The sequence below is a fragment of the Alicyclobacillus pomorum DSM 14955 genome, from assembly GCF_000472905.1.
GTDB classification, from domain to species: domain Bacteria; phylum Bacillota; class Bacilli; order Alicyclobacillales; family Alicyclobacillaceae; genus Alicyclobacillus_A; species Alicyclobacillus_A pomorum.
Window position 1 is genome coordinate 221,438 of record NZ_AXAR01000004.1, and the last position, 22,241, is coordinate 243,678.

Sequence of the window (22,241 nt, forward strand, 5' to 3'; positions counted from 1 at the left end):
CCTCCCTTATGTAAAGTAAAAATCCCTAAAACTTTAATTGTTTCATAAAGAACACCGGGCGATAAACAATCCACTAAGTGCTAGCACCAGTTAGCGATGTCTAGGTGGTCGCCTCTTATTACTGGTAATCGCCTTCCCTTACGAGCTCATGAGACTGTGGTACTGTGTGCCCTATCCACTCGAAAAATAAAAACGTTTCGATTTTGAACGAAAAATATTATTACTACAAAAACAAGGTACCTCCAAATGAAAGCGTTGTCAATAACGATTGCAGGGAAGGCAACGGGTAAGTTAACTGTTCCCACGAGGTTATGCGACGGGAGGGCTTTGGGGGTTTACAAAGCGAGATCCATCTTTTCTATCCATCATTGTTGAAAATGTGGACGACTGGCGTCGCCTGGGCCAGCCGCCAAAAGTTCTTCCGTACATCAGCGATACCGTTCTCTACCTTCTCCTTTTTCCTTCTCTTTAACCCAAAACATCGAATCCGTCTTCAGGCCCGTTGACTCAACCGTCCAGCCAAGAATGCCCGTGTGGCTGCTTCAGCAACTCTGGTGAGATATGCTTTGGTTGACTGCATGGATTCCGCTAAGGAAATAGGCCCCGGAGCGATGGACAACAATACGGTAATGCCATGTTGATACAGTGAAGCGGCATCCTCTGTAACGCATCCGGACAGACAGAAGACTGGAACGCCATGTGCTTTTGCGCGGACTGCCACGCCGAAAACCACCTTTCCGTGAAAAGTCTGCACATCGGTTCTGCCCTCACCCGTCATGACAAAGTCAGCATCCGATACTCGTTGGTCAAACGAAGTGATGTCCAATACGAGGTCAATGCCTCGAACGAGTTCGGCTTGGAGGACACCTACCGAGGCTGCGCCGAGTCCTCCCGCAGCACCGGCCCCAGGCGTATCCTTGATGGAAATACCCACATCGTGTTCCACAACCCTGGCGAATTGCGCCAGGATTCCATCCAGGACAGGAATCATCTCGGTAGTGACACCCTTTTGTGGACCGTAGACAGCGGTTGCCCCTGTGGGCCCGCACAGCGGATTGGATACATCGCAAGCCACCCGAATCCGTGCGTTGGCCAAAGCCGGGTGAAGGTTCGTCACATCGACATGAGCCAAATTCCGACAGCCAGCCGGTGTCGGGGTAAGTTCATGTCCAGACGCGTCATAGAACCGAGCTCCGAGGCTATATAACATTCCAATTCCTGCATCGTTGGTCGCACTGCCGCCCAACCCAATGACAAATGATGTTCTTCCGTGGTCCAAGGCGTGCCGAATCAACTCGCCAACACCGGCGGTGTTCTCTCGCATTACTTCTCGCTCGTTTTCTGCGATGAGGCCAAGCCCGGCGGCAGCGGCAACCTCAATCACGGCCGTGCCGTCCGGGAGCAAGCCGTAAAATCCGTCAATGGTTCGTCCGAGCGGATCCGGTACTTTGACCCACACTTTCTGCCCACCGACGGCCGCTAGCAAACAATCCACCGTTCCTTCGCCGCCGTCCGCGATGGGCAACAAATCCAACTCCGCATCCGGACATGCCCGCTTGACCCCTTTCGCGATGGACGCTGCCGCATCTTGTGCGCTTAAAGACCCTTTATAGGAGTCGGGCGATATTACGACTTTCACCAGTAACGGTCACCTCCGATCAGCTCTTGCCTTTTCAAGACAACACAGCTTTGTGTGTCCAGATAAACAAGGCGTTCAAACCATTCCTTCATCAGCGCGAGTACTTCACCACAATGATTTCCGGACCGATGCCCACGGGATCTCCCATCGTGATGCCTAGCAGTGGTTTGTGCATTTCTTAGTGCCTTCCCGGAGATTAAATGCGGCCTGCATCTGAAGTGCACAGACACTGTCATAAATAGAGGAAACCTGGCCCACTGATCCCCCCTTGGTGACTACTGGTAAACCTTCATATGGACCTGATATAGCATGGCAAAGAACACCAAGTGGACAGGTCTCAGAAAGCGGTTCCAATTCAGTAACAGACAATGCCGTGAGTACCGCACGGGCAACTTCACCACCCGTCAGATATAGGCCCGTGATCTCGAGATTATCTACTAATTGTTTTGTGTAGTTGGCTAGCATAGACGGTGTCTGCTGCTGCTCGTCCGAGGACAGACGGACTCGATCCGTGCGCATGCCAGCCACACCCCGAGACGTAATCGACTCTGCGAGCTGGTACGACACTTCTTGGGCATAGAGAGGATCGTTCAATTGCATCGGATGAACATCTGTCCATTTGACACCTAGCTCCTGTTCTGCGTGGTCCAACTGGTCGGTAGTCAATTTCGAACGACTTCCAGACACCACAAGCACTCGTCCTGATCGGCGCTGTCGAGCAGCCACATAGGCTGCGGAAAACGGGCCGGGATCGACCGGAAGAATAGGTTCCGCCAGGGAGGCAAAGAACTGAGCCGTGCGCTGGATGTCTTCGTCACTTTGCGCATCACAGACCAGGAAACACCGTTGGTTGAGATATCGTTGTACCTGTCGTTCAGCGCGGACGAAGTCGTCCAACCACCCCTTCGTCATTTCGTAAACGGGAAGGCTGGTTTGCAAGGCCAAGAGTTGTTTCAGGGATGACGATACAAGCCCCCCTTGTGGATCCTTTCCAATCTCCGTTTCATCAATCGGCACGCCATGCAAAAATAAGTTGCCTCCGACGACAGTCCTTCCGGATGCAGGATAGGCACCTACCACCACAGCAAGTCGGGGACCCGTGAGAACTTCAAGCAGAGCTTGCGTTTCGGCACCGACATTGCCTCGAAAGGTACTGTCAATTCGCTTACACAGTTGTACATCTGGATTCGTTATCACCCCAGACTGGCCTACCATGGTTTTGATCCGCTCTACAGCTTCCTGACGGGGGAGCCGTCGAGTCCCCGCGTTCCAGACAGTTACACCCGGATTTCCTAACCGTTGTGAGATGGGTGTAAACCACTCGACAACGGTGCTCGCTTTCCACCCCAGATTTCGAAACAGAATGGCGGTGGCATTACTACCTGTCAAATCGTCCGCAATACAAAGGACGTGCCGCACGCGTCTCAACGCCTCCCTTGAAAGCTAATTCTTAAGCCATGTCCAAAACAATCAGAATATGATTAACCAGGACATCATTCAATTATTTTGAAAAACCAATTGACGAATGCACTTCTAAAGTAGACTCCGTTTTCTCGCCTCGTAGGAATGCACACACAAGCATACTAATAATCAGAAAAGCGGCAAGTACAAGGAATCCAGTAAAACTATTATGCGTAACTCCTTTCACATAGCCAACGATGTACGGACCGAGAAATCCACCTAGGTTCCCAAGGGCATTAATCAACCCCATCGCTGCGCCCACGACTTCAAGCCGTAAAATGCCGCTTGGAATGGCCCAGAATGGACCATATGGTGCATAGACGCCAATTGCTGTAATCACGAGGAACACCATCTTCATCGTGGGCGTGTGAGCGAATAGCTGTCCGCCGACAAGGCCAATTGCACCAATCGCGAGAGGAACTGAGACGTGCAACCGCCGCCTGCCAGTCCTATCAGAGAGTATTGAATTGACGACCATCGACGCAAGTGCAAACAAGAACGGAATCGCCGACAACCATCCTACTGTCTCCGAGCTCGCTATACCGCTGAAAGATTTCACAACCGTTGGTACCCACATCGTGTATCCGTAAAAACCGCTCATCCAGAAGAAGTAGGCAACAATTAACCATAAGACTGTTTTGTTCGCGAAGGCTGAACGAAATCCGGCACTTGCCACTTTACTGGCATCTTCTTGAGCCATTGTCTTTTCAATAAAAGCGCGTTCCTCAGGAGAAATCCATTTTGCTTCACTTGGCTTATCTGAAATCGTAAACCACCAGATAAGTCCCCAAATAATTGGAGGTAGTCCTTCGATAACAAAGACGCCACGCCAGCTCATCATCGTGAGCAGCCAACCCGTTAGGGGCGTCATAATGATTGCAGAGAGGGGTAGACATGCCATCCATAACGCGTTTGCCCGTGCTCGTTCTCGCTGTGGAAACCACAAAGCGAGGAGTACCAAGACGGCTGGCCATACGCCGCCTTCGAATATGCCGAGTACAAAGCGCGCCACATACAATTCCCATGATGTCTGCACAAGACCGGTTGCCATGGCAGATAGTCCCCAGAGCATCATGAGAATAAATACAACTTTCTTAGCACTCCATTTGCTTGCAAGATGACCGCCAGGAATTTGCAGAATCATATACCCGACGAAGAAAATTCCGGATGCGAGGCCGCTTGCAGAACTGGTCAAATTGAAGCTCTTCCCCATATAGGGAAGGATCATTGCTGTATTGATCCGATCCATGTACGCCAACATGTACATAATGGCTGCAACTGGTATAATGTAAACCCAACGTTTGGCCGGAACCCCAGTCATGACGCTCATATCCCCCCATCACATTGATTGCGATAGCGCTTTCATATGCTACATAAGGTAAAGGGATTGAATCCCTAGCTGGATTGGACATCAGCCGAGTTTTAAGCCGTTTCGAGCGTACTCTGCCCCTACCCGAACTGCCTCAATCATGCTCACGGCGCTAGCAATTCCCTTACCAGCGATGTCAAACGCCGTGCCGTGATCGACACTCGTCCGTAAAATGGGTAAACCGAGTGTTACACTGACCGTTCGTTCAAAGTCCATCATTTTGGCAGCGATATGCCCTTGATCATGATAAAGAGAAAGAACTGCGTCAAAACGCCCAATGCGAGCCATGTGAAATACCGAATCCGCAGGTACTGGCCCAACCACGTTTAGACCTCGTGAGGTAGCTTCCATTACTGCTGGTACAATCTCATCCATCTCTTCCCGACCAAACAAACCGTTTTCTCCTGCATGCGGATTAAGTCCAGCAACGGCCAATCGAGGATTTTCGAAACCCAATTGTTTTAATGCATTGATACTCTTTTCAATACCGGACAAAACTCTGTCCTTGGTGATTAGACGGCATGCTTCAGCAAGGGAGACATGGCGCGTTAAGAAGAAGATTTTCAAGTTCAGAATGGAGAACATGGTCATCTCCTCTGCAGCACCCGTTAAATCTGCAAACATCTCGGTGTGGCCGATGTAAGGTACCTGTGCTGCCTTCAAGGATTCCTTATTGATGGGTGCAGTCACAACTGCATCCACCGATCCGTCCATCGCAAGTTCAATGGCTTTTTTGATATACCCGAATGCCGCCACTCCGCAGGATGCCTGCACTTTTCCGTACTGTAATTCATCGACATTCATTAAGCCGAGATCGAGTACATCGATGGTTCCATACTCATACTGTGCTTCCCACGGGGCCGTAATTTTACGGATATTCGCTGTCAGTCCTGAGAACTGAAGTGCGTCTTCGACTACACTGACATCCCCGATGACGAATGATTGCGACATATTGTGTACTTCTTGGTCAAGCATCGCCTTTACGACGATTTCCGGACCGATACCTGCTGGATCCCCCATGGTCAGTGCTAAAACTGGACGTTCCATTCATAACCACTCCTATAAAATCATTTAAAAATTACACGTGTGATGGTGTAACAAGCCACTCCACTACATTAAGCGCAACAGTGCTGGCATGCGTTATGATATGTAACCTTTTATTCGTTTGTGTTTATTTTAGTTATATTCTGATTTATGTCAAGACTCCGACCCTAGAAAACGTATAGCAACTAGATGCTGACGGTAGGCATCATCTGTCCAAATCTTTTGCTTTAACCTCTCGAGCGGCACAAACCGGTGTTTCATGGTCGTTATCCGAATATATGACACAAACACAAAACATACGTTCTGATATCAATTAAGCTGAGCTAACAGAATAGCCACGTCACGTAATTCAACCAATCACAGCTGAAAAATGATGTTATGATGTTTTTCAATCACATCTTATGTACAATGATATAACTGTAACGATCCGTAATTTTGTGAAAGGATGTAACTCAGATGTTATCCGCCCAGCGCCGAAAAGAAATTTTCCGCATACTTAACTCCGAAGGCCAGGTTCATTTGAGTGAACTCGCTTCGAGATTCAACGTGTCCATCATGACCATTCGACGTGATTTAGAGTGGTTAGAGCAGGAAGGTAAGGCTCGAAGAGTTCACGGGGGGGCCATCTTGGCCGAACAAAAGTGGAATACAGATACGATTGAAATGAAGTCTGTGACAAATGTCGATAAAAAACAGTCCATTGCAAATAGCAGTATGCGACTTCTACATCCTTGCAGTTCAATATTCTTAGATGCAGGAAGCACCACTTTGGAAATTGCAAAACTGATGTGTACCGAACTTCATAAAGAACTCACCATCTGTACTACTGATTTACATATTGCCGATTTGTTGTGCAAGCAAGAACGATTTCATGTCTACTTTTGCGGCGGTAAAGTTGATGGTTCAACATCGAGTGTTGGAGGGCAATTTGCTGTTCAGATGATACGTTCCCTACATGCAGACTTGGCCATTATTGGGTGTGATGGACTTACCATAAAAGATGGCGCGATGGGCACAAGGATGGAGCAAGTCGGAGTTAAACAGGCGATGATCGAACATAGTTTGCAATCAGCGCTTGTTGCAGATTCCACAAAATTTGGTCGTGTATCATTCGTCACGATAGCCCCGTTGACTGCTTTCGACTACGTGGTTTCTGACAGCAATTTGAGTGAGGACATGCAACACCTTGTTACAAAATCAGGTACCAAAGTTATCACGAACTAGTATGAGGCCATGTATCAACAGGCCTTTTGGTTAAATGTAATTCGCTGGAAACCTAGGTGCTGGTCCACGCGGCACGAACCTGAGCTTACACATCGCATAACCAATTAGGCGTCCGACAGCGCAGCGCCTGATTACGCCGTCTCACCCACAGCTAAAAAACCCCACTTTTCTAACACCATTATTCGACACATACCGTCACAAATGATGACGTATACTGCCTCCTAGGTAGGGCGGCGTGCGTGGCCGTCACGGTCGTCGACGTAGGAGGGGTTGGCGACCTCACAATCACAACACCTGTTTCATCCCGAGGTCAAACACAAAATATTCGCGGTTTGCACACGATACATGGCTCTGGGTAATTCATCATTACCAGACGCCAGCATCAGTACACCACTGGATGATGGCGTATAGGTCCTAATGCCGGCTCACCTCCCGTAATGCGGATGTCCCCTCTCAATGCTTTGTTCTGTTACACTAATAGTCGGTCCGATAAACAGTGCTACATCAGAACAAAAAAGGACGTTCCATCGAAACGGAACGCCTAGCTGACGTGTCTCTATGACTTTCGTTGCATCTTGTTGCGAATGACCTTTCGGGCGACTCCGTATGCCCTTGAAAGCCTGGTCATGTTGAGGGTTGACGACCTTAGTGGTCGTCCCTTCCCGTTCTTAACTACTTCTGATCCGTTACAATGAACGTCCCTGAAAACTCTGCCTTTCCTTGCCCAGAGGGGTCGGACATCATTTGAAATCGGCCAGTCGTCCACGGAGAAAACCCGGCCGTTGATGACTGACCCGGGCTTAATCTTTCTGTGTAGATTCGAAAGTTCGGAATGGAAAACTGATGAACCTTATGCCCTTGGTTGGTGACTTTAACCTGCACTGGCTGGTTCACCAAAGCAATGATTTGGTTTGGAACAAACCCGTGATCCGTAATTGAAACCGAAATCGTCCTTGACGCCGCTTGAGCGGGAGCCATACTTACCATCAGGGTGATCGCTCCGGACACAGCCATCTTGATCATCTGCTTCATATGTGAGGTCTCCTCCACGAGTTGATCACGGATAGCGTATCCTTCGTTGTGATTCCTATGCAGCAAGAAACCTCACTTCCGGAGGAGTGAAGCGGCTTGCCCTGTAAGAGTACTTCCCGGTTAAAAGTTGCTCCGCATATCTCTGACACATCTTGTTCGTATAGTTTCGACCGTCCGTTCTTTAACTACAACAACCGACCGACCACGACTAACAAGGTCATTTAGTACATTGTCACCATGAGTACCCAGTTCAAGTTGCTCTCTGGATTGATACAGGCCGCCTCGTGTCTTACGTCCAAGTGACCGTATTCCCTACTTCCTGTCTGGTTCTTCCTGTCTGGTTCGCTGTTCCAGAGTCGTTAGCCATCTGTATCAGGTCAAGTCCCAAGAACTCTGCTGCATCCTTGAAATCGGCGAATTCCACTTTCGCTTTGACTTCCATACGTAGCGCCTCTACCCGTGCCGCTAACCAAGCAGCTTGGCATGAACACCCACATCCAAGGAACCCGCATGACTCGCTATACTGTGTACGTCTACCTCCAGTTGATCCGTACGGGGCCGTAGTTCTAGGATCTTTTTCACTTCCGTCGCAAGACGAGAGAGGATTGGACATACTTACCGGAGGACGTTAGCAGAGTTACGGATCCACTCCACTTCCGCTTTCAACTTCGAAAGAAACGTCGTAGCGCCATCACCGATTCGGCCGGTCTGACTGTCTTCGAGGATACCCACAATTGCCTTCAGGTGAACTCCACGGTTCGTTCGTTGTACGTGTATCTGATAGACATTTCTACCGCTGATCAATAAGCAATACAACGAATGAGTTACACTGTATTATCGTTAGTTTTAAATTCTTAATTTTCAAACACCATAGTCCGACACATACCGTCATAAATCATGACGTATACTGCCGTCTAGGTAGGGCGGCGCGAGTGGCCGTCACGGTCGTCGACGTAGGAGGGGTCGGCGACCACACATTACAACACCTGTCTATACTGGACCCAAGGAAAAGCAGGGTACACCATTAGTAATCCCGCCCTAAAGACCCGGATGAAACGAGTACAGGCTACAAATGCTTCAAAAGGGCTAGATAATCGAGCAGTAAATCGACTTCTGTGCGGATACGGAGAATAACGAGTGTAAGCGGTCTTGGGAACTCGCCATTATCTAGAGGTATTTCGCGTATGGCTGATGGATACCTAGAGCGATGTGGAATGACGCGGAATTGCGGAGAGCGGTTTTTTCTGTCATTCGCTACAGCGTTTAGTAAAAATCTCGTTGACGCAGGAATGTCTATACAGAACGCAGCAAGACTCCCCGCACACGGTACCATTCAGACGACTATGCGTTACGTAGAGCTACCCAGCATGAGTTACGAAAGGCAATGGAGGGTTCCTTTTGTTGAGTTACCCCCTTCGCGTTGCTGATTAATCCATACCCCCATGAGTTTGCCGACTCACCCCCGCCGGAACCCCCGTGCCGATGAGATGCCGATGGAAAACTCCAAGCGGTAAACTTTCGTAAATCATTTATCGTGGTAAAATCGTTAAAATATCCATGCTACATAAGCGATCGCGGATTATTCCATATTTTATGACGTGTTTACACTGCAAAAACGTATTTCCGCAAAGGGATACAGAGAAAAGTAATCCGTTAAATGCTTTCTTTGCATCGAACATCCCCGCACATCAGATTAAAATTTGTTGGAACTAACCTATTAGCGATAGATGAAAATGACGTGTTAGGACCGACGTTAACACGTAGAATGGTTTTTCAGGATGTGAGGGGCCTGAAGGCAGCCTTTCGCGAGTTTGGAGTATTACATTCATCGTTTATATTCGCGTTTCATCAGCATATATCACGTTATATCGAGATAAAGGGACAATTATCTGATAACACTGTATACTCTGTTTACAGATAGATAGCGCTTTCATTGCTAGGCGATATACAACATGCTAAAGGGTGATTCTACGTTCGAGTAATTTTCAGAGTTATGTCTAGTAATGTCTGAAACAAAACTATAGTGAAAGGCTGTGTCACATTTATGAGTTCAGTTACGATTTCAAATAACAAGTCGATGGTTGCATCGGGGTTGGAAGACGTAGTAGCAAGTACTTCGAATATTTGTTTCGTTGATGGTGCAAATGGTCGCTTGATTTATCAGGGGATTGATATTAACGATTTAATTGATGGACATGCATCTTTTGAAGAGGTTATTTACCTTCTTTGGTATGGCAGGCTTCCGAAACGAACAGAGTTAGAAGAATTTACTAAAAATATTGCAACACAAAGAAAATTACCCGAAGAGGTATCGTATTTCCTTAGGCGCATGCCGAAGAACGCTAACGCAATGGATGTTCTGCGGACAACAGTATCTCTTTTAAGTATGTTCGATCCGGATGCTGGAGACAGTTCCAGAGAAGCGAACATTCGTCAAGCTACACGCTTGGTGGCTCAAATTCCCACGATTGTCACTACTTTTGCCAGATTGCAGCAAGGTTTAGAGCCGGTTGTTGCAGATGAATCCCTCAGTGCCGCAGCTTCGTTTCTTTATATGTTGAAGGGTTCTCAACCGACCGACTTCGAAGTGGATACTTTTAACATAGCACTGATATTACATGCTGACCACGAGCTCAACGCCTCCACATTTTCTGCGCGTGTGACAGCGGGAACCTTGTCTGATCTATACTCGGCAATTACTTCAGCGATAGGGACTCTGAAAGGCCCACTGCATGGTGGAGCAAATGAGCAAGTGATTCGCACGCTCCTTGCAATTGGTGACATTGGCAAAGTTGAGGAGTGGATCAATGGTGAATTGGCGAACAAACGAAAGATCATGGGATTTGGCCATCGAGTGTACCGAACAGAAGATCCTCGTGCAACCCATTTGCGTCAATTAAGCAAAGAAGCCGGAGAACGTAATAATGACACCAAGTGGTACGAGATGTCCCAAATTATTGAGAAGCTCGTAAAGCTAAAAAAAGGGTTATATCCAAACGTGGATTTTTACTCCGCCTCCCTATACTATTCTTTAGGCATTTCACCACATCTTTATACACCGATTTTTGCATGTAGCCGCATTGCAGGATGGACAGCTCATGTACTGGAACAGTACGAAAATAACCGCTTAATCCGTCCACGGGCAGAATATACGGGTCCGGTAAACAAGGTGTATATTCCGATAGATGAGCGTTGATTATCAGAGTGTCCTGTTTTGTTGGACCATCTATTGGCAGTCGGTAGCGACTGCCATTATTTATGTTCTCTGTACAAACTGACGCTTAGTCAACTTCGATTTCTCCGTTGATTACGATGCTGTTCGGATGGCTGTGTTGCGTGATGTGTCTCTCTTAGAGTCTCATATTCCAGCAAAATAACGAGCAGGGATCACTTTTGACCACTGCTCTGATTACCTTACATGGATTGGTCATGCCCGCCTATTTAATCTTCACTATCACCTTAGCTACAGAGCTGACATTATTTGATGAGTCCGTAGCTGTAACTAACAATATTGTCCCTGCCCTCTGCTTAATTATCGGCACAGAGAAGGTTCCTGTGGCTGAAGCGTATTCGATAAATCAATGGCGGCATATTGCGATACGTCAACTCAGGTAATCGATATTGTCGCAAACAACTTCAACACGGGGCTGCACTCCTTGCAGTCGGGTTTCCTTTTGTTTATTGTTCATCCCCTTATTTAACGCACGACCCGACTTATCTCCACCTACAGCATGTTGCTGTTTAGTGTTGGAACTTTGAATTGCAGCATTCGTTCCACCTGTGCTATCTGTTCCACCACCGCTAGCGACTTGAGTCGCCGAGGAAGTGTTCTTTCCAGTCCTATTGATCTGATTATTGATCACAATCATGATCTCTTCATTATCTGTCAATTTTCCATGTTTGTCGTGTGGTTCAGATTGATGACCTTTCATACCGAGGTTTCTCGCTCTCCCTTTAGCCCCAACACTCTGTTGCTGAAGCGTATTTGATGAATCAATGGCAGCATTATTTCCTGCTGCGCTATTTCCACCGGCNCCACTTTCAATCTGAGTAGTATTTGGCGCATCAGGATGGAAAAAGCAGTACAAGTGGCTCGGCACATTTGACACAGAACGCGAAGCAAAACGGGCCATTCGCGAGGTTGAAAACGCTAAGGACATGGGGGTGAAGTTGCCGTCTGGGAAAATTACGGTCGAACAGTACATGCGTGACTGATTAATGGACAAAGCATTGGAGGTACGTTGGGAAACCTACCGCAAATACAAGTGGCTTGTCCTCCAACACGTGATCCCTCATCTCGGTGATGTGCAGTTAGAGTGACTAGCACCAGAACACTTACAGCACCTTTACAAGTAACTCCAAGTAGGGCCTAATCGTCTGAGCAACCGCAGTATCCTGCATATCCATAATATGCTCCACTCTGCCTTGGATAGAGCGTTGAAATGGGGTAAAGTTCAGCGAAATGTTACGGAACTTGTAACACCGCCACGGGTAACAGATACAGACAAAACCATTTGGACACCTGCGCAACTGAGGAAGTTTCTCGACCATGCGAATAATTATCGCTACGGAATAGTCTTCTATCTCGCTGCCATGACTGGGATGCGTAAGGCTGAAATATGTGGTTTACAGTGGCGTGACATTGACTTTCACGGCAAGAAACTCACTGTACGACAGACACTTGTGTATGTAGCTGGCAAACCGACGTTGCAGGAGACAAAAACTACGCGCAGCAAACGCACTATATCGCTTGACCCTACGACCGTAGACAAATTGGAAAAGCATCGTAGACAGCAACTGCAGGAGAAGTTAAGACTTGGGGCTGCGTATCAAGATAACGATTTTGTGATTGCACGCGAGGATGGACGTCCGATTTACTATCGTACGATGGATAATCAATGGATCAAATGTGTTGAGGAGGCCGGCGTACCCCGCATCAGATTTCATGACCTAAGGCATACACACGCATCACTTCTCATTGCCCAAGGGGTGCCGATAAATGTGGTTTGCGAACGACTGGGACATGCACAGACGAGCATCACAATGGACATTTACGTGCATAGCAACGATAACCAACAACGACAGGCTGCAAACGCGTTTGTATCTGCAATATTCGGTTCGTGAGACACAAATAGAAAAGAGTGATGATCAATTGATGTGCAAAACGCGATATACAAAAACATGCAGCCATCCGAAAAAGTTCGGAAAACCGCATGAAATAAGGGTTTCTCTGGCGGAGGGTGGGATTCGAACCCACGGTAGCCTTGCGACTACGGCGGTTTTCAAGACCTATGGCCGGTTCTTTAGCCCCTTTTAGCCCTTTACGCCCCTTTTTGAAAAAGCTTATTTTACGGTACTTTTAGGGGTCATTTTAGTGATTGTTCACGAATCATCTCTGTAGTTTGATTAGAACTTTGATTAGAAGTGATAAGAAGTGGTCACATTTGATCAATGTACTGAGTCATTAGGCAAAATCCTCGTCGGCCAGCATCCCTTGGCGTATCGAAACTTGAGTTACACAACAAGGCGTATCTGACGGTAACGAAGCAGTGGCGGCGTCAGCCCGCGTGCACAGCGCAAGGTAATCGGGAAGAAACTGCGGTTTGTAGCCCGTGACTTGCGAATCATCGCCAAATTGAGGATCTATCTTCCTCGGTGCTACTCGCTCCGTCTTCGAGGGCCGGCCCAGTGGCGGTCCACTTAAGTGAATGCCACGTTCCTTGCAGAGTAACGCAGGTTCTCCCGGTTCTGGTAGGCCTTGTCGGCCAGTACTCTGGATAGTAGCCTAAACCGCCGCCTGCAGGATGTAACATTCATGAAAGCTATCCCTTCAACCGCTCTAGTCTTGCTTACCCGTCCACCACGCTGATTGTCACTTTTGCCCGAACTCATATAACGCACATGGGGTTGCGAGATACTAACGACCGATCGTCGATGCACCGCATCCTCCTGCGGTACATATCCTCTTCCTGGCGATACAGCTCATGAATGACCAGCAGTTAACGATGTTGCCGAACGCTCAAAGTGCTAAGTCTGACCTCATGACGGTTAGACCTTTCTCTCCGTTAAATAACTATTATGTTTCGGTGGTTAATCAGCTATCACAAGGGACAGCTAAAACATATCTGCGTGCTCTAATACGATAATTTAATTGGCTCTTCTATAATCACAGCGATTTTTCATCAGTGGATTGGAATGACACCGCGACTTAGCCGGAACTATCATCGGATCTTTTCTGCAAGTCAAAAATCCAGAAAAAAGCGACGTTCTAATTTACCGCATTCTGTATGTTTATTCAGTTTGGAAGGTGAGTTCTTCTTGCGCTCTTGCCGCCGGGTAGCTCAGGCACCTTGCGGTGCCCTCGCCCCCTCAGAACTGCACGTAACAGTTTCCCGTTATGCAGCTCAAGCCATCCTGCACTCTTGTCGTTCCTCATTCTTTGGTACATGCCCTTGCGTCCAAACCACTCGTCCATCCACAATCCTCTCTTGAGGTGTGAGAAAACGTTCTGGATTGCTCGGGAGGGTATCGTAACTATAGGTCAAGCGATACTTTTCATAACACCATCTGGAATCCGTTCAATCGTTTGAGCAGCAGTTGCTCTTGCCGTGCCTCAAAGTATTCTTGGTCACTCGGGCGATGGGGAGAGCGTCTTCCCTGTATTTTAATGTGGCGAATAATGCGCACATCTGCCATGGTGGCCAGTGTATATCCGCCATCCGAGAAAGCCCAGTTTCTACTACCCTGTCGGGGGAAGTACCTCTGGTATATCCACTGTGCGCTCTTCTTCGGGTGTCGCCTCTTTGCCCATCTCCACAGCATTTGGTTGATTCGGTGGTCACAGTAGGCAAACGCCCGCTTGCTGACCTGTGTGCTGTAGTAGTTGCCCCATCCTCGGATAATTGGGTTGAGCAGCCGAATGACCATAGAGGCTTTGGCCTGCTTGTTCGAGTCCAAGATGCTCTTAATCTTCCGCAGCACGGCTAATTTTCTGTCCTTTGCGGGCTTAATGAGCAACTTTCCTTTATACTTGCGGACATGGAAGCCAAGGAAGTCGAACCCATCATTAATGTGAGTCACTCGCGTTTTCTCTAGGCTGAGTTCGACACCAACGTTATCCGCGAGCCACTCGGCGATGATGGGCACAAGCTGTTCTGCTTGCTCTTTAGTTCTGCACGTGACAATGAAATCATCCGCATAGGTGACGATGTTGACGCTTCCGAGCTTCATTCGCAGCGCTATTTGTTTCAGTTCCTCTTCCATCCCGTGCAGGGCGATGACTGCAAGCAGCGGTGATAACAATCCGCCCTGAGGCGTGCCCCGAGTGCTTGGAAGCAATCCCGCTTCCGGGTCAAGGATGGGGTACGCCGCACGTAAACACGATCTTCTGGAGCCAGTTTGGCCAAGAGTTTCGTATGGTCTACGTTGTCAAAATAGCCACGGATGTCGCCCTCAATAATCCACTGCGCGGAACCTGCTTTGCAGAGGTTAGCGAATACCTGACTCATGGCGTCCCATGTTGACCGCTCGGGTCGGAATCCATACGTATTGGGTGAAAACTGAATATCCCATTCTGGTTCCATAGCCATCTTGTGAATGGCCTGACATACCCTGTCGTGAATAGAAGGTATACCTAGCGGTCTGAGTTTTCCGTTCTTCTTGCGGATATACACGCGTCGTACCGGCAGCGGTCGATTGCGGAGATTGACTAGATTGGCTAACTCACGCCGTCTTTCGGACGTGGTGTAAGTCAGTCCATCTACTCCTGGTGTACGACGCCCGCGATTTTCTTGTGTCACGTGCCGAATGGCCAGAAGTTTGGTGTGGTAGCTCGAACGGATAAGCCATTTGTAATGACGCACAGCTTTTCGATTGTTGTGCTCGACTGCGTGGGCCAGTTGTCGCTGTAACCTGAGAACGTGGCGTTCGATTTCCTTCCAGTCTATCCACTGGTCGTCTGCATTCTCGTTGATGTCGGCCGTTTGAGCTTCCATCCATGCGTGCATAATTTCATCTTCGTGGATTTCTTGGAGGTTCTTACGGATGCGGCCTATTGACTCGCCCTGTTGGACGGCTTTTCGGTTCATAACAGACCACCCTTTCGTCTCATGCTGCAGGATTTCCGGCTGGATGACCTTGGGCAAGTCTGCACGCTTTCACGTCAGGGCATATTGGCATTTCTGCCACCCCTATCTGTCTCATTACAAGACAGCCTTCGCTTTTTGCCCGTTCCTCTACCCCCTAGGGAGTTCGGCTTCACTCGCGTTCCACTTACTGTCCAAAAGTCGGACAGACCCTATGGGGCTTACCTTGTTCCGTCGACAATCCATCTCTGAAGTGTTTAGGTGCCCCGAGTCCCGCGGTAGCGCTCGGAACTGCGAATCGTCAAAACGGGAGTGACGATTCCGGCTACTTGCCTTTTGGCACAAGCGTGTCATGGTGTTTCGCTTGTCTTGCATAACGCGGTTTATATGGGGTTCACTGTTGTTCACCGTGCACTTCTCAACCTAGCTCCAGCCAGAATTCACCTTATCTGGCGTGGCTACATTGTCCCGTGAGCTATCGCAAGACAGCGCGACCACTGTCCCACGTCACGGTAGGTTCGCGTCCGCAGTTCTGGACGGGCGGATTCGCACCGCATGATTACCGACGACTTTCAAGTCGCAGCCCGTAAGTGCAAGAAGACCAGACTCCAAAATATATGCCGTTCAATTTTTACATCAACAATTCGTAGACGTTCATAGTCAGCGAACTACTGACCATCCCTAAAGAGATGGGAACGTGTTGACCATGCAAAAAAATGTCCCACGACGGCATTTATCCAATGGTCCAAGCCCCGTTCTCCATCTTCGAGAAGTGTTGGACGGTCAAAATGGAGAACATAAGTGACTCGAGAGCCCTGCTTCTCAAGCAAACAGGCATACTCTCTAATACTCGGATAAAACCAAGGGTTCCTTTCTGCTGCGGATATTCCAAACTCATTTAAGGCGTTTTCTAAGCCTTTGATAACCAACTCAACGTTGACTGAGTTTACTGAGCAAGGAACGCGCAAAGTCAATAAATGTACGCAACGCAGTTGTGACGTACAGATCTCTGCGCCGTATGAACACCGTTGGAACAACACCATGCGGATCAGGAATCGGAAAACGGCGAACCCGCCTCTGGTTTGCAACAGCGGCGATGACGGAATAAGGAACCACGGTCACTCCAAAGCCATTCTCAATACAGCCGAAAATTCCATCAAGGGTCCCAAATTCCATGACTCTCGCGGGACGATAACCTTGTTCCTTCAACCAGCGCTGCCATCGCTCAAGGTAGACACAGCGTTTGAAGGGCATCAGGAGGGGTTCGCTCAGAACATCCTCCAACCGAAATGGTTCATCGGAAGGCGACGTCACGAGTACCAACCGCTCTTCGAATGTCAGTTCGTCCACAAGGTCAGGATGATGGACAGGGCCATCGACGAACCCTCCTTCGATCTCGCGCTCCAATACCGCCTCAATTAGGACTTCCGTTGGTGCCGTCAGCACTTGTAGCTCCACCTGAGGGTGTAGTTGGTGATATTGAGCAATAATCTCCGGCAGTCGGACGGCAGCTGTTGATTCCATCGCACCAATGGACAGCGGACTGTGTGGGACAGACGAATCCAGGACAGCCGTTGTCGCTTCATGCAGAATTTTCAGTAACTGGTTTGCATATGGAAGCAGCGTCTGTCCTGCGGGAGTCAAGGTCATCTTCCGATGCTCTCGATAAAACAGGGGGACACCTAATTCCTTTTCCAATTGTTGAATTCGAGCTGTCACATTCGACTGTACGTAGCTCAAGCGTCTGGCGGCTTTGGTTACACTTCCTTCAACTGCGACAGTACGAAACACCTTGAAGGCGTTGATATCCATTTCGCATCCCTCAACTTCAAATCATAAATCATGATGACAATAATCATTTTCATTCATTTTACACGAATATTTTGTTTGATTAGACTGGGATTGAAAATCGGTGTGAGGAGATGTGCCAAATGAGAGAGGTTCTGGTTTATCATGTGGATGCCTTTACCAACCAAAGATTTGGCGGAAATCCAGCAGGGGTCGTCCCAGATGCGACGGGTCTAACGGACGACGATATGCAAAATATCGCCCGGGAACTCAACCTGTCTGAAACAGCGTTCTTGACTCCGGATCAACGTAGAGGGGACTATCGGATCCGGTACTTTACCCCGAAATCCGAAATTGACTTTTGCGGCCATGCAACTGTAGGCGCTTCATGGGTGCTGGCAACTGAATATGGTTGGAAGACACGCGTATCCGGAATTTCCTTTCATACGAACGTGGGTGTTGTTGCAGTGGAATGGGTATTCAATCAAGAAGGTGATGTGGACAACGTCTTCATGCGCCAAGTCGCTCCACGCGTTAGGAATACTGAAGTGAGCCCCGAGGAAATCGCCGGTATCGTCGGGATCAACGTTTCCGACATCGAATCGAACTATCCAATTCGACTTGGTTATACGGGAAACTGGCACTTGCTCGTCCCCGTTGCTTCACGCGCCGCCATAGATGCTGCGCAACCTCATCTCACCGAATTAGCCGAGATGAATGCGAAGCAACAGGCAGTGACTACGCATCTGTTTACATTCTCCCAAGAAGGAGAGCCATACGATATTTACACCCGTGACTTCGGCCCTGCAGTGGGCATCCCGGAGGATCCGGTTACAGGTGCGGCAAATGGCGCTCTGGCTGGATATCTCGTTCTGGAAGGAATACTGAATTCCGAACAAAGACATTCGTTACGCATCGCGCAGGGAGACTCAATGGGACGTCCTGGGATGGTCTTCGTGGATATAGTCCCTGGGGATTCACCTGAAATCCGCGTAGGCGGTGCGGCAGTGATCACAGTGACTGGCCAGCTTCAGTTGGATTGACCACTTATCATGCTAAAGATAGAAAATGTTGTGAGGTCACAGCCAAAGAACCTCGGTTACACGATCCGAGGTTCTATTCGCAAATCCACAATTCCTGATTGGTTAGCAGCAAACATTCTTTTCGGTTCATAACAGGTCACTCCATTCGTCTCGTGCTACGAGATTCCCAGCTAGATGACCTTGGGCAAGTCTGCACGCTTTCGCGTCAGGACATTCATGGTGTTGCCACCGTCCCTATCCATCCCATTACAGGATGGCATTCGCTTTTTGCCCGTTCCTCTACCCCCTAGGGAGTTCGGCTTCACTCGCTTGCGCTTGATCCACTTACTGTCCGTGTTTTCGGACAGACCCCGTGGGGCTTACCTTGTTTCGCCGATAACCCCATAATCAGGTGTTTAGGTGCCCCGAGTCCCGCGGTAGCGCTTGGAACTGCGAATCAGCAAAACGGGAGTGCTGACCCCGACTACATGCCTTTTGGCTCAAGCGTCTCAGAGTGTTTCGCTTGTCTTGCATAACGCGGTTTATGAAGGGTTCACTTTCGTTCACCATGCACCTGCAACCTAGCTCCTGCCCGAGTCACTCTATCGGACGCGGCTACATTGTCCCGTGAGCTCCGCAAGACGGCGTTACCACCATCCTACGTCACGGTAGGTTCGCGCTCGCAGTTCAGAGCGGATGGGTTTTCGCCATATGATTATCGACAACTTGCAAGTCGCAACCCATTAACGCAATAAGGGAGCGTATGTCGTGTCTTGCAACCCCTAAACCCCTAAATCAACACCATCGCTTAAACCAGATAGCTGATGTTCGATTGCCCAGATCCTTAACGATAATCACAATTCCAATGTCATGAACACGCTGTTGGGATCTTCAATATAATCAGAAAAAGGATCGCACAATTGGAACCCAAAATTTGAGTACAGTTTTCTGGCGGGCTCGAAGGCTGCCTGTGAGCCGGTTTCTAAACTCAATCGCCGATAGCCACGACGTTTGGCTTCATCAATTATGTGTTGTAGGACTTGCTTTGCGACACCCTTTCTCAAATGTAACGAGGAAGTACGCATCGATTTGACCTCCCCATGCTGATTATTCAGTTCCTTGAGTGCTCCGCACCCAACGAGTTCATCTCCGTCCCATGCACTCCAGAATGTGATTTCGGGTTTTCGCAATGCTACAAGACCTAGCGCATGTATACTTTCTGGCGGGGAATTTAGTGCCATACCCTGAAGATGCTCCCTCACCAACTCAATCACCTTCAAGTACGTTAAATCATCCAGTCTAATATCCATAAACAATTCCTCCATCATGCTAAATTCCACGTTTCCCCCCTGATCGATCCACGTACCTAATTGGACACTGTTTCATCTATTGAATTTCGTTCTAGCATCGCTTTGCACACTTCTGCCCATAAGTGCAAGAAGAACTGGCTCAAGCAACCACCTCGTGTCGCTAAGAAAAAGGGGAAACATGTAGTGTGCTTCCCATCCTTCGACTAATGAAAAGACCCGCACTCGTTGCAAATCTCGTTTGACTATGGCGTGACCCTGTAGCTATCATACTCTCGCATCGAGACTGCCATCTGCAGTGCATTCAATATTTGGGCCATCGTCATCGAGGGGAACTCACATTCGTATAATGTATTTCCAAATACCCAACCAATTTGTGTAACTGGATTGCCAGTTAGATTGGGATTAATCAGTATGCGCCCATCGGTTGGAGGCAAGGCATGAGATAGTAAAAAGGTGTTCACTTGCTTCGCTTCGTTTATGAAGTCGAGCGAAGGGGCGCCAAATACATCAATCGTCCATTTTCCTTCCCGCCACTCAATGACATTCTGAGGGAATTCGTAATTCGTCGGATCACCAGTGTTGTATGTTTTGCCAGTCGTGTATTGCTTCATAAACCCGTCTATGGTGCCAGCGTTCTGAACCTTTATGACATGGAACTCTGTATTAAGGTTGTTCATTGCTTGATCGTGGCTCGAATAATATGTTCCGCCAAACATGCCAACAAATGAAGATGCAGGTAATTGATTAAGACTGGAATCATTCAAAGGTACTGAGGTAGGCGTGGAGAACAACCTAACATTGTAGTCCCAATTGGATGCAAATTCTTTCACTCCAATGAATTGCGCATCTGGATGAAAGGTAGGCTCAGTGGGGGCAAAGAGAAAAGGAACCTTTGTTGCCTGCTTAACCTGACCCATTGCCTGCGCCACGTAATTTGCAAATTGAAGTCCATCTGTTTTCGGAGAACTCGTTGGAGCCGTGTTGTTTGTTGTCTGATTCGTTGTCGATGAATTGGAACCATTCGAAGGTGCGGACGAGTTGGTCCCATTGCTTGCGTTCGTATCGTTTGAAGAACTGGACAATGGTGTCTGTGCAGTCGTATTACTAGTCTCATTTGCAGTCTTAGATTTGGGGACGCCACCGAATTGATTACTGACTGTGTTCCCTTTGAAAGTATACAAACCTGCTACAATGGCAATCGCTGCAACTACGGCTGAACCACCTGCGAAGATATTCGAATATCGTTTCAGTTTATTTTTTTTGGTCTGAATTACCTTTGTCTGACTTATCTCTTGTTGAATGTTGTTCCAGATCTCTTGTTGTTTTTGAGATGACATTCGAATGTTTGATACTACAGACAGCTTTTCAAGGATGTCGCGTTCCGATGTCATTGTGAAATTTCACCTCCTCAGAATTAGACCCCAATATTTCACGGAGCTTAGTCATCGCTCGGTGGGTTGTCGTTCGTACCTTTGTTGCTGACCACCCTAAAATGTGTGCCGTTTCCTGCATGGACAGGTTTTCAATATGTCGCAACACAATAACCTGACGATAAGTTTCCTTTAACTTGGACAATGCCTCTTCAACTTCTAATATCGCTTCGGCAGAAGTGGACTCGTTACTAACTTCTTGTGGTTCATATAACGACAGAAAGTGCCTTTCAGTCCGCTTCTTGCGAAATAAATCAACAATATGATTTCGAGCAATACTCATCAGCCACGTTTTGGCGTTTGCATCCTGTCGGTAGTTGTTCCACGAACGAAATGCCCTTAAGAATACCTCTTGGACCACATCGTAGGCGTCCGACGAATTACCTAGCGTAAGTTTCGCGTATCGATATATGTCATTGGAGTACAGCTCGTAAAGCGACTGTATCGCTTCTTGTGCTGTTAGCTGTTCACTCAATTAGATTTCACCACCTTTACCCGCTCATTTATTTAGACGTATAAGTCGCACATACATCGCAGATATTTTCTGCTTTATTTAAAAATTTCCGCTTTACGCACTAAACACAAATTAGGACAGGAGTCTGCAAATATCCTGCCCAGCGTAGTTCCCCATTGACTGATATTCTGATGTTCAAACCGTGTTTAACATGTCAGCGAAATCCGACATTCACTGTTAATTTGATAATTTCTCGTCCAAAACGGAGGTAGTGTCCCGTCAAGTGGTGTAAATTTGTTGAGTGCCTCTACTACGTGACATACATCATTTATGCAGAACCGAAGTCGGGGCCAGTAACGCCTGGTTACCTGTAACCTTGGCCAT

17 protein-coding genes, 1 tRNA gene and 1 pseudogene are annotated in these 22,241 nt (G+C 48.1%); 4 read left to right on the forward strand and 15 right to left on the reverse strand.

Going from position 1 to position 22,241, the window contains the following annotated elements; translation table 11 throughout:
- Positions 1 to 493 precede the first annotated feature (493 nt).
- The 4 genes from YWK_RS0106160 to pdxA form a co-directional block, all read right to left on the reverse strand.
- The gene (locus YWK_RS0106160; protein ID WP_026964109.1) at positions 494 to 1,639 is read right to left on the reverse strand and encodes a glycerate kinase; all 1,146 of its coding nucleotides are present in this window, start codon (positions 1,637 to 1,639) and stop codon (positions 494 to 496) included.
- Positions 1,640 to 1,795: 156 nt separating this feature from the next.
- Positions 1,796 to 3,058, reverse strand: a complete 1,263-nt coding sequence (locus YWK_RS0106170) for a four-carbon acid sugar kinase family protein (protein ID WP_026964110.1) — start codon at positions 3,056 to 3,058, stop codon at positions 1,796 to 1,798.
- Positions 3,059 to 3,140: 82 nt separating this feature from the next.
- Positions 3,141 to 4,421, reverse strand: a complete 1,281-nt coding sequence (locus YWK_RS0106175; protein ID WP_051375228.1) for an MFS transporter — start codon at positions 4,419 to 4,421, stop codon at positions 3,141 to 3,143.
- A gap of 90 nt (positions 4,422 to 4,511) precedes the next feature.
- Positions 4,512 to 5,516 (reverse strand): 4-hydroxythreonine-4-phosphate dehydrogenase PdxA, encoded by a 1,005-nt coding sequence (pdxA, locus tag YWK_RS0106180; RefSeq protein ID WP_026964112.1) that lies wholly within the window; start codon positions 5,514 to 5,516, stop codon positions 4,512 to 4,514.
- Positions 5,517 to 5,969: 453 nt separating this feature from the next.
- On the opposite strand from pdxA, the gene YWK_RS0106185 reads away from it, so the two are divergent.
- Positions 5,970 to 6,737 (forward strand): DeoR/GlpR family DNA-binding transcription regulator, encoded by a 768-nt coding sequence (locus YWK_RS0106185; protein ID WP_026964113.1) that lies wholly within the window; start codon positions 5,970 to 5,972, stop codon positions 6,735 to 6,737.
- Between the two features lie 672 nt (positions 6,738 to 7,409).
- On the opposite strand, the gene YWK_RS0106190 is transcribed toward YWK_RS0106185, so the two are convergent.
- Both YWK_RS0106190 and YWK_RS21810 read right to left on the reverse strand, forming a co-directional pair.
- Entirely contained in the window at positions 7,410 to 7,769 is a 360-nt protein-coding gene (locus tag YWK_RS0106190) for a cupredoxin domain-containing protein (RefSeq protein ID WP_026964114.1), read from the reverse strand.
- 289 nt (positions 7,770 to 8,058) lie between these two features.
- Complete coding sequence (locus tag YWK_RS21810; protein ID WP_156909047.1) at positions 8,059 to 8,211, reverse strand: hypothetical protein; 153 nt, start codon at positions 8,209 to 8,211, stop codon at positions 8,059 to 8,061.
- 1,602 nt (positions 8,212 to 9,813) lie between these two features.
- On the opposite strand from YWK_RS21810, the gene YWK_RS0106200 reads away from it, so the two are divergent.
- Positions 9,814 to 10,965, forward strand: a complete 1,152-nt coding sequence (locus tag YWK_RS0106200; protein WP_051375230.1) for a citrate/2-methylcitrate synthase — start codon at positions 9,814 to 9,816, stop codon at positions 10,963 to 10,965.
- A 241-nt stretch (positions 10,966 to 11,206) separates the two neighbouring features.
- Here YWK_RS0106200 and YWK_RS22830 read toward each other — a convergent pair whose 3' ends face one another.
- A complete protein-coding gene (locus YWK_RS22830; RefSeq protein WP_415782781.1) occupies positions 11,207 to 11,344 on the reverse strand; it encodes an Ig-like domain-containing protein in 138 nt (45 codons plus the stop codon).
- Between the two features lie 27 nt (positions 11,345 to 11,371).
- Positions 11,372 to 11,833 (reverse strand): annotated as a pseudogene (locus YWK_RS18585) (hypothetical protein); the annotation flags it as partial.
- Positions 11,834 to 12,206: 373 nt separating this feature from the next.
- Here YWK_RS18585 and YWK_RS18590 point away from each other — a divergent pair.
- A complete protein-coding gene (locus YWK_RS18590) occupies positions 12,207 to 12,893 on the forward strand; it encodes a site-specific integrase (RefSeq protein ID WP_051375232.1) in 687 nt (228 codons plus the stop codon).
- Positions 12,894 to 13,000: 107 nt separating this feature from the next.
- On the opposite strand, the gene YWK_RS21815 is transcribed toward YWK_RS18590, so the two are convergent.
- From YWK_RS21815 to YWK_RS0106225, 4 genes are all read right to left on the reverse strand, one after another.
- Positions 13,001 to 13,097 (reverse strand) — tRNA-Ser (locus YWK_RS21815).
- 1,227 nt (positions 13,098 to 14,324) lie between these two features.
- Complete coding sequence (locus YWK_RS22635; RefSeq protein ID WP_156909048.1) at positions 14,325 to 15,071, reverse strand: group II intron maturase-specific domain-containing protein; 747 nt, start codon at positions 15,069 to 15,071, stop codon at positions 14,325 to 14,327.
- Positions 15,017 to 15,856, reverse strand: coding sequence for a reverse transcriptase N-terminal domain-containing protein (locus tag YWK_RS20835; RefSeq protein WP_051375236.1), 840 nt, complete (start codon positions 15,854 to 15,856; stop codon positions 15,017 to 15,019). Before YWK_RS20835 ends, YWK_RS22635 begins: the two co-directional genes overlap by 55 nt.
- 927 nt (positions 15,857 to 16,783) lie before the next feature.
- On the reverse strand, positions 16,784 to 17,665 hold the full coding sequence (locus tag YWK_RS0106225) for a LysR family transcriptional regulator (RefSeq protein WP_026964117.1): 882 nt from the start codon (positions 17,663 to 17,665) through the stop codon (positions 16,784 to 16,786).
- Positions 17,666 to 17,784: 119 nt separating this feature from the next.
- Here YWK_RS0106225 and YWK_RS0106230 point away from each other — a divergent pair, with 119 nt between their 5' ends.
- Complete coding sequence (locus tag YWK_RS0106230) at positions 17,785 to 18,684, forward strand: PhzF family phenazine biosynthesis protein (RefSeq protein WP_026964118.1); 900 nt, start codon at positions 17,785 to 17,787, stop codon at positions 18,682 to 18,684.
- Positions 18,685 to 19,517: 833 nt separating this feature from the next.
- Here the strand turns inward: YWK_RS0106230 and YWK_RS0106235 are convergent.
- From YWK_RS0106235 to YWK_RS0106245, 3 genes are all read right to left on the reverse strand, one after another.
- Positions 19,518 to 19,973 (reverse strand): GNAT family N-acetyltransferase, encoded by a 456-nt coding sequence (locus YWK_RS0106235; RefSeq protein WP_026964119.1) that lies wholly within the window; start codon positions 19,971 to 19,973, stop codon positions 19,518 to 19,520.
- Positions 19,974 to 20,215: 242 nt separating this feature from the next.
- Entirely contained in the window at positions 20,216 to 21,364 is a 1,149-nt protein-coding gene (locus YWK_RS0106240) for a hypothetical protein (RefSeq protein ID WP_026964120.1), read from the reverse strand.
- Complete coding sequence (locus tag YWK_RS0106245; protein WP_051375238.1) at positions 21,339 to 21,878, reverse strand: RNA polymerase sigma factor; 540 nt, start codon at positions 21,876 to 21,878, stop codon at positions 21,339 to 21,341. The genes YWK_RS0106240 and YWK_RS0106245 overlap by 26 nt, the downstream gene beginning before the upstream one ends.
- Positions 21,879 to 22,241: the final 363 nt, after the last annotated feature.

Excerpts from the sequence above, each read along its gene's own strand:
- YWK_RS0106240 (WP_026964120.1), bottom strand. The coding sequence starts at position 21,364 with ATGACATCGGAACGCGACATCCTTGAAAAGCTGTCTGTAGTATCAAAC.
- YWK_RS0106200 (WP_051375230.1), top strand. The coding sequence starts at position 9,814 with ATGAGTTCAGTTACGATTTCAAATAACAAGTCGATGGTTGCATCGGGG.
- YWK_RS0106190 (WP_026964114.1), bottom strand. The coding sequence starts at position 7,769 with ATGAAGCAGATGATCAAGATGGCTGTGTCCGGAGCGATCACCCTGATG.
- YWK_RS0106185 (WP_026964113.1), top strand. The coding sequence starts at position 5,970 with ATGTTATCCGCCCAGCGCCGAAAAGAAATTTTCCGCATACTTAACTCC.
- YWK_RS0106175 (WP_051375228.1), bottom strand. The coding sequence starts at position 4,421 with ATGACTGGGGTTCCGGCCAAACGTTGGGTTTACATTATACCAGTTGCA.
- YWK_RS21810 (WP_156909047.1), bottom strand. The coding sequence starts at position 8,211 with ATGGAAGTCAAAGCGAAAGTGGAATTCGCCGATTTCAAGGATGCAGCA.
- YWK_RS0106225 (WP_026964117.1), bottom strand. The coding sequence starts at position 17,665 with ATGGATATCAACGCCTTCAAGGTGTTTCGTACTGTCGCAGTTGAAGGA.
- YWK_RS20835 (WP_051375236.1), bottom strand. The coding sequence starts at position 15,856 with ATGAACCGAAAAGCCGTCCAACAGGGCGAGTCAATAGGCCGCATCCGT.
- YWK_RS0106230 (WP_026964118.1), top strand. The coding sequence starts at position 17,785 with ATGAGAGAGGTTCTGGTTTATCATGTGGATGCCTTTACCAACCAAAGA.
- pdxA (WP_026964112.1), bottom strand. The coding sequence starts at position 5,516 with ATGGAACGTCCAGTTTTAGCACTGACCATGGGGGATCCAGCAGGTATC.
- YWK_RS0106235 (WP_026964119.1), bottom strand. The coding sequence starts at position 19,973 with ATGGATATTAGACTGGATGATTTAACGTACTTGAAGGTGATTGAGTTG.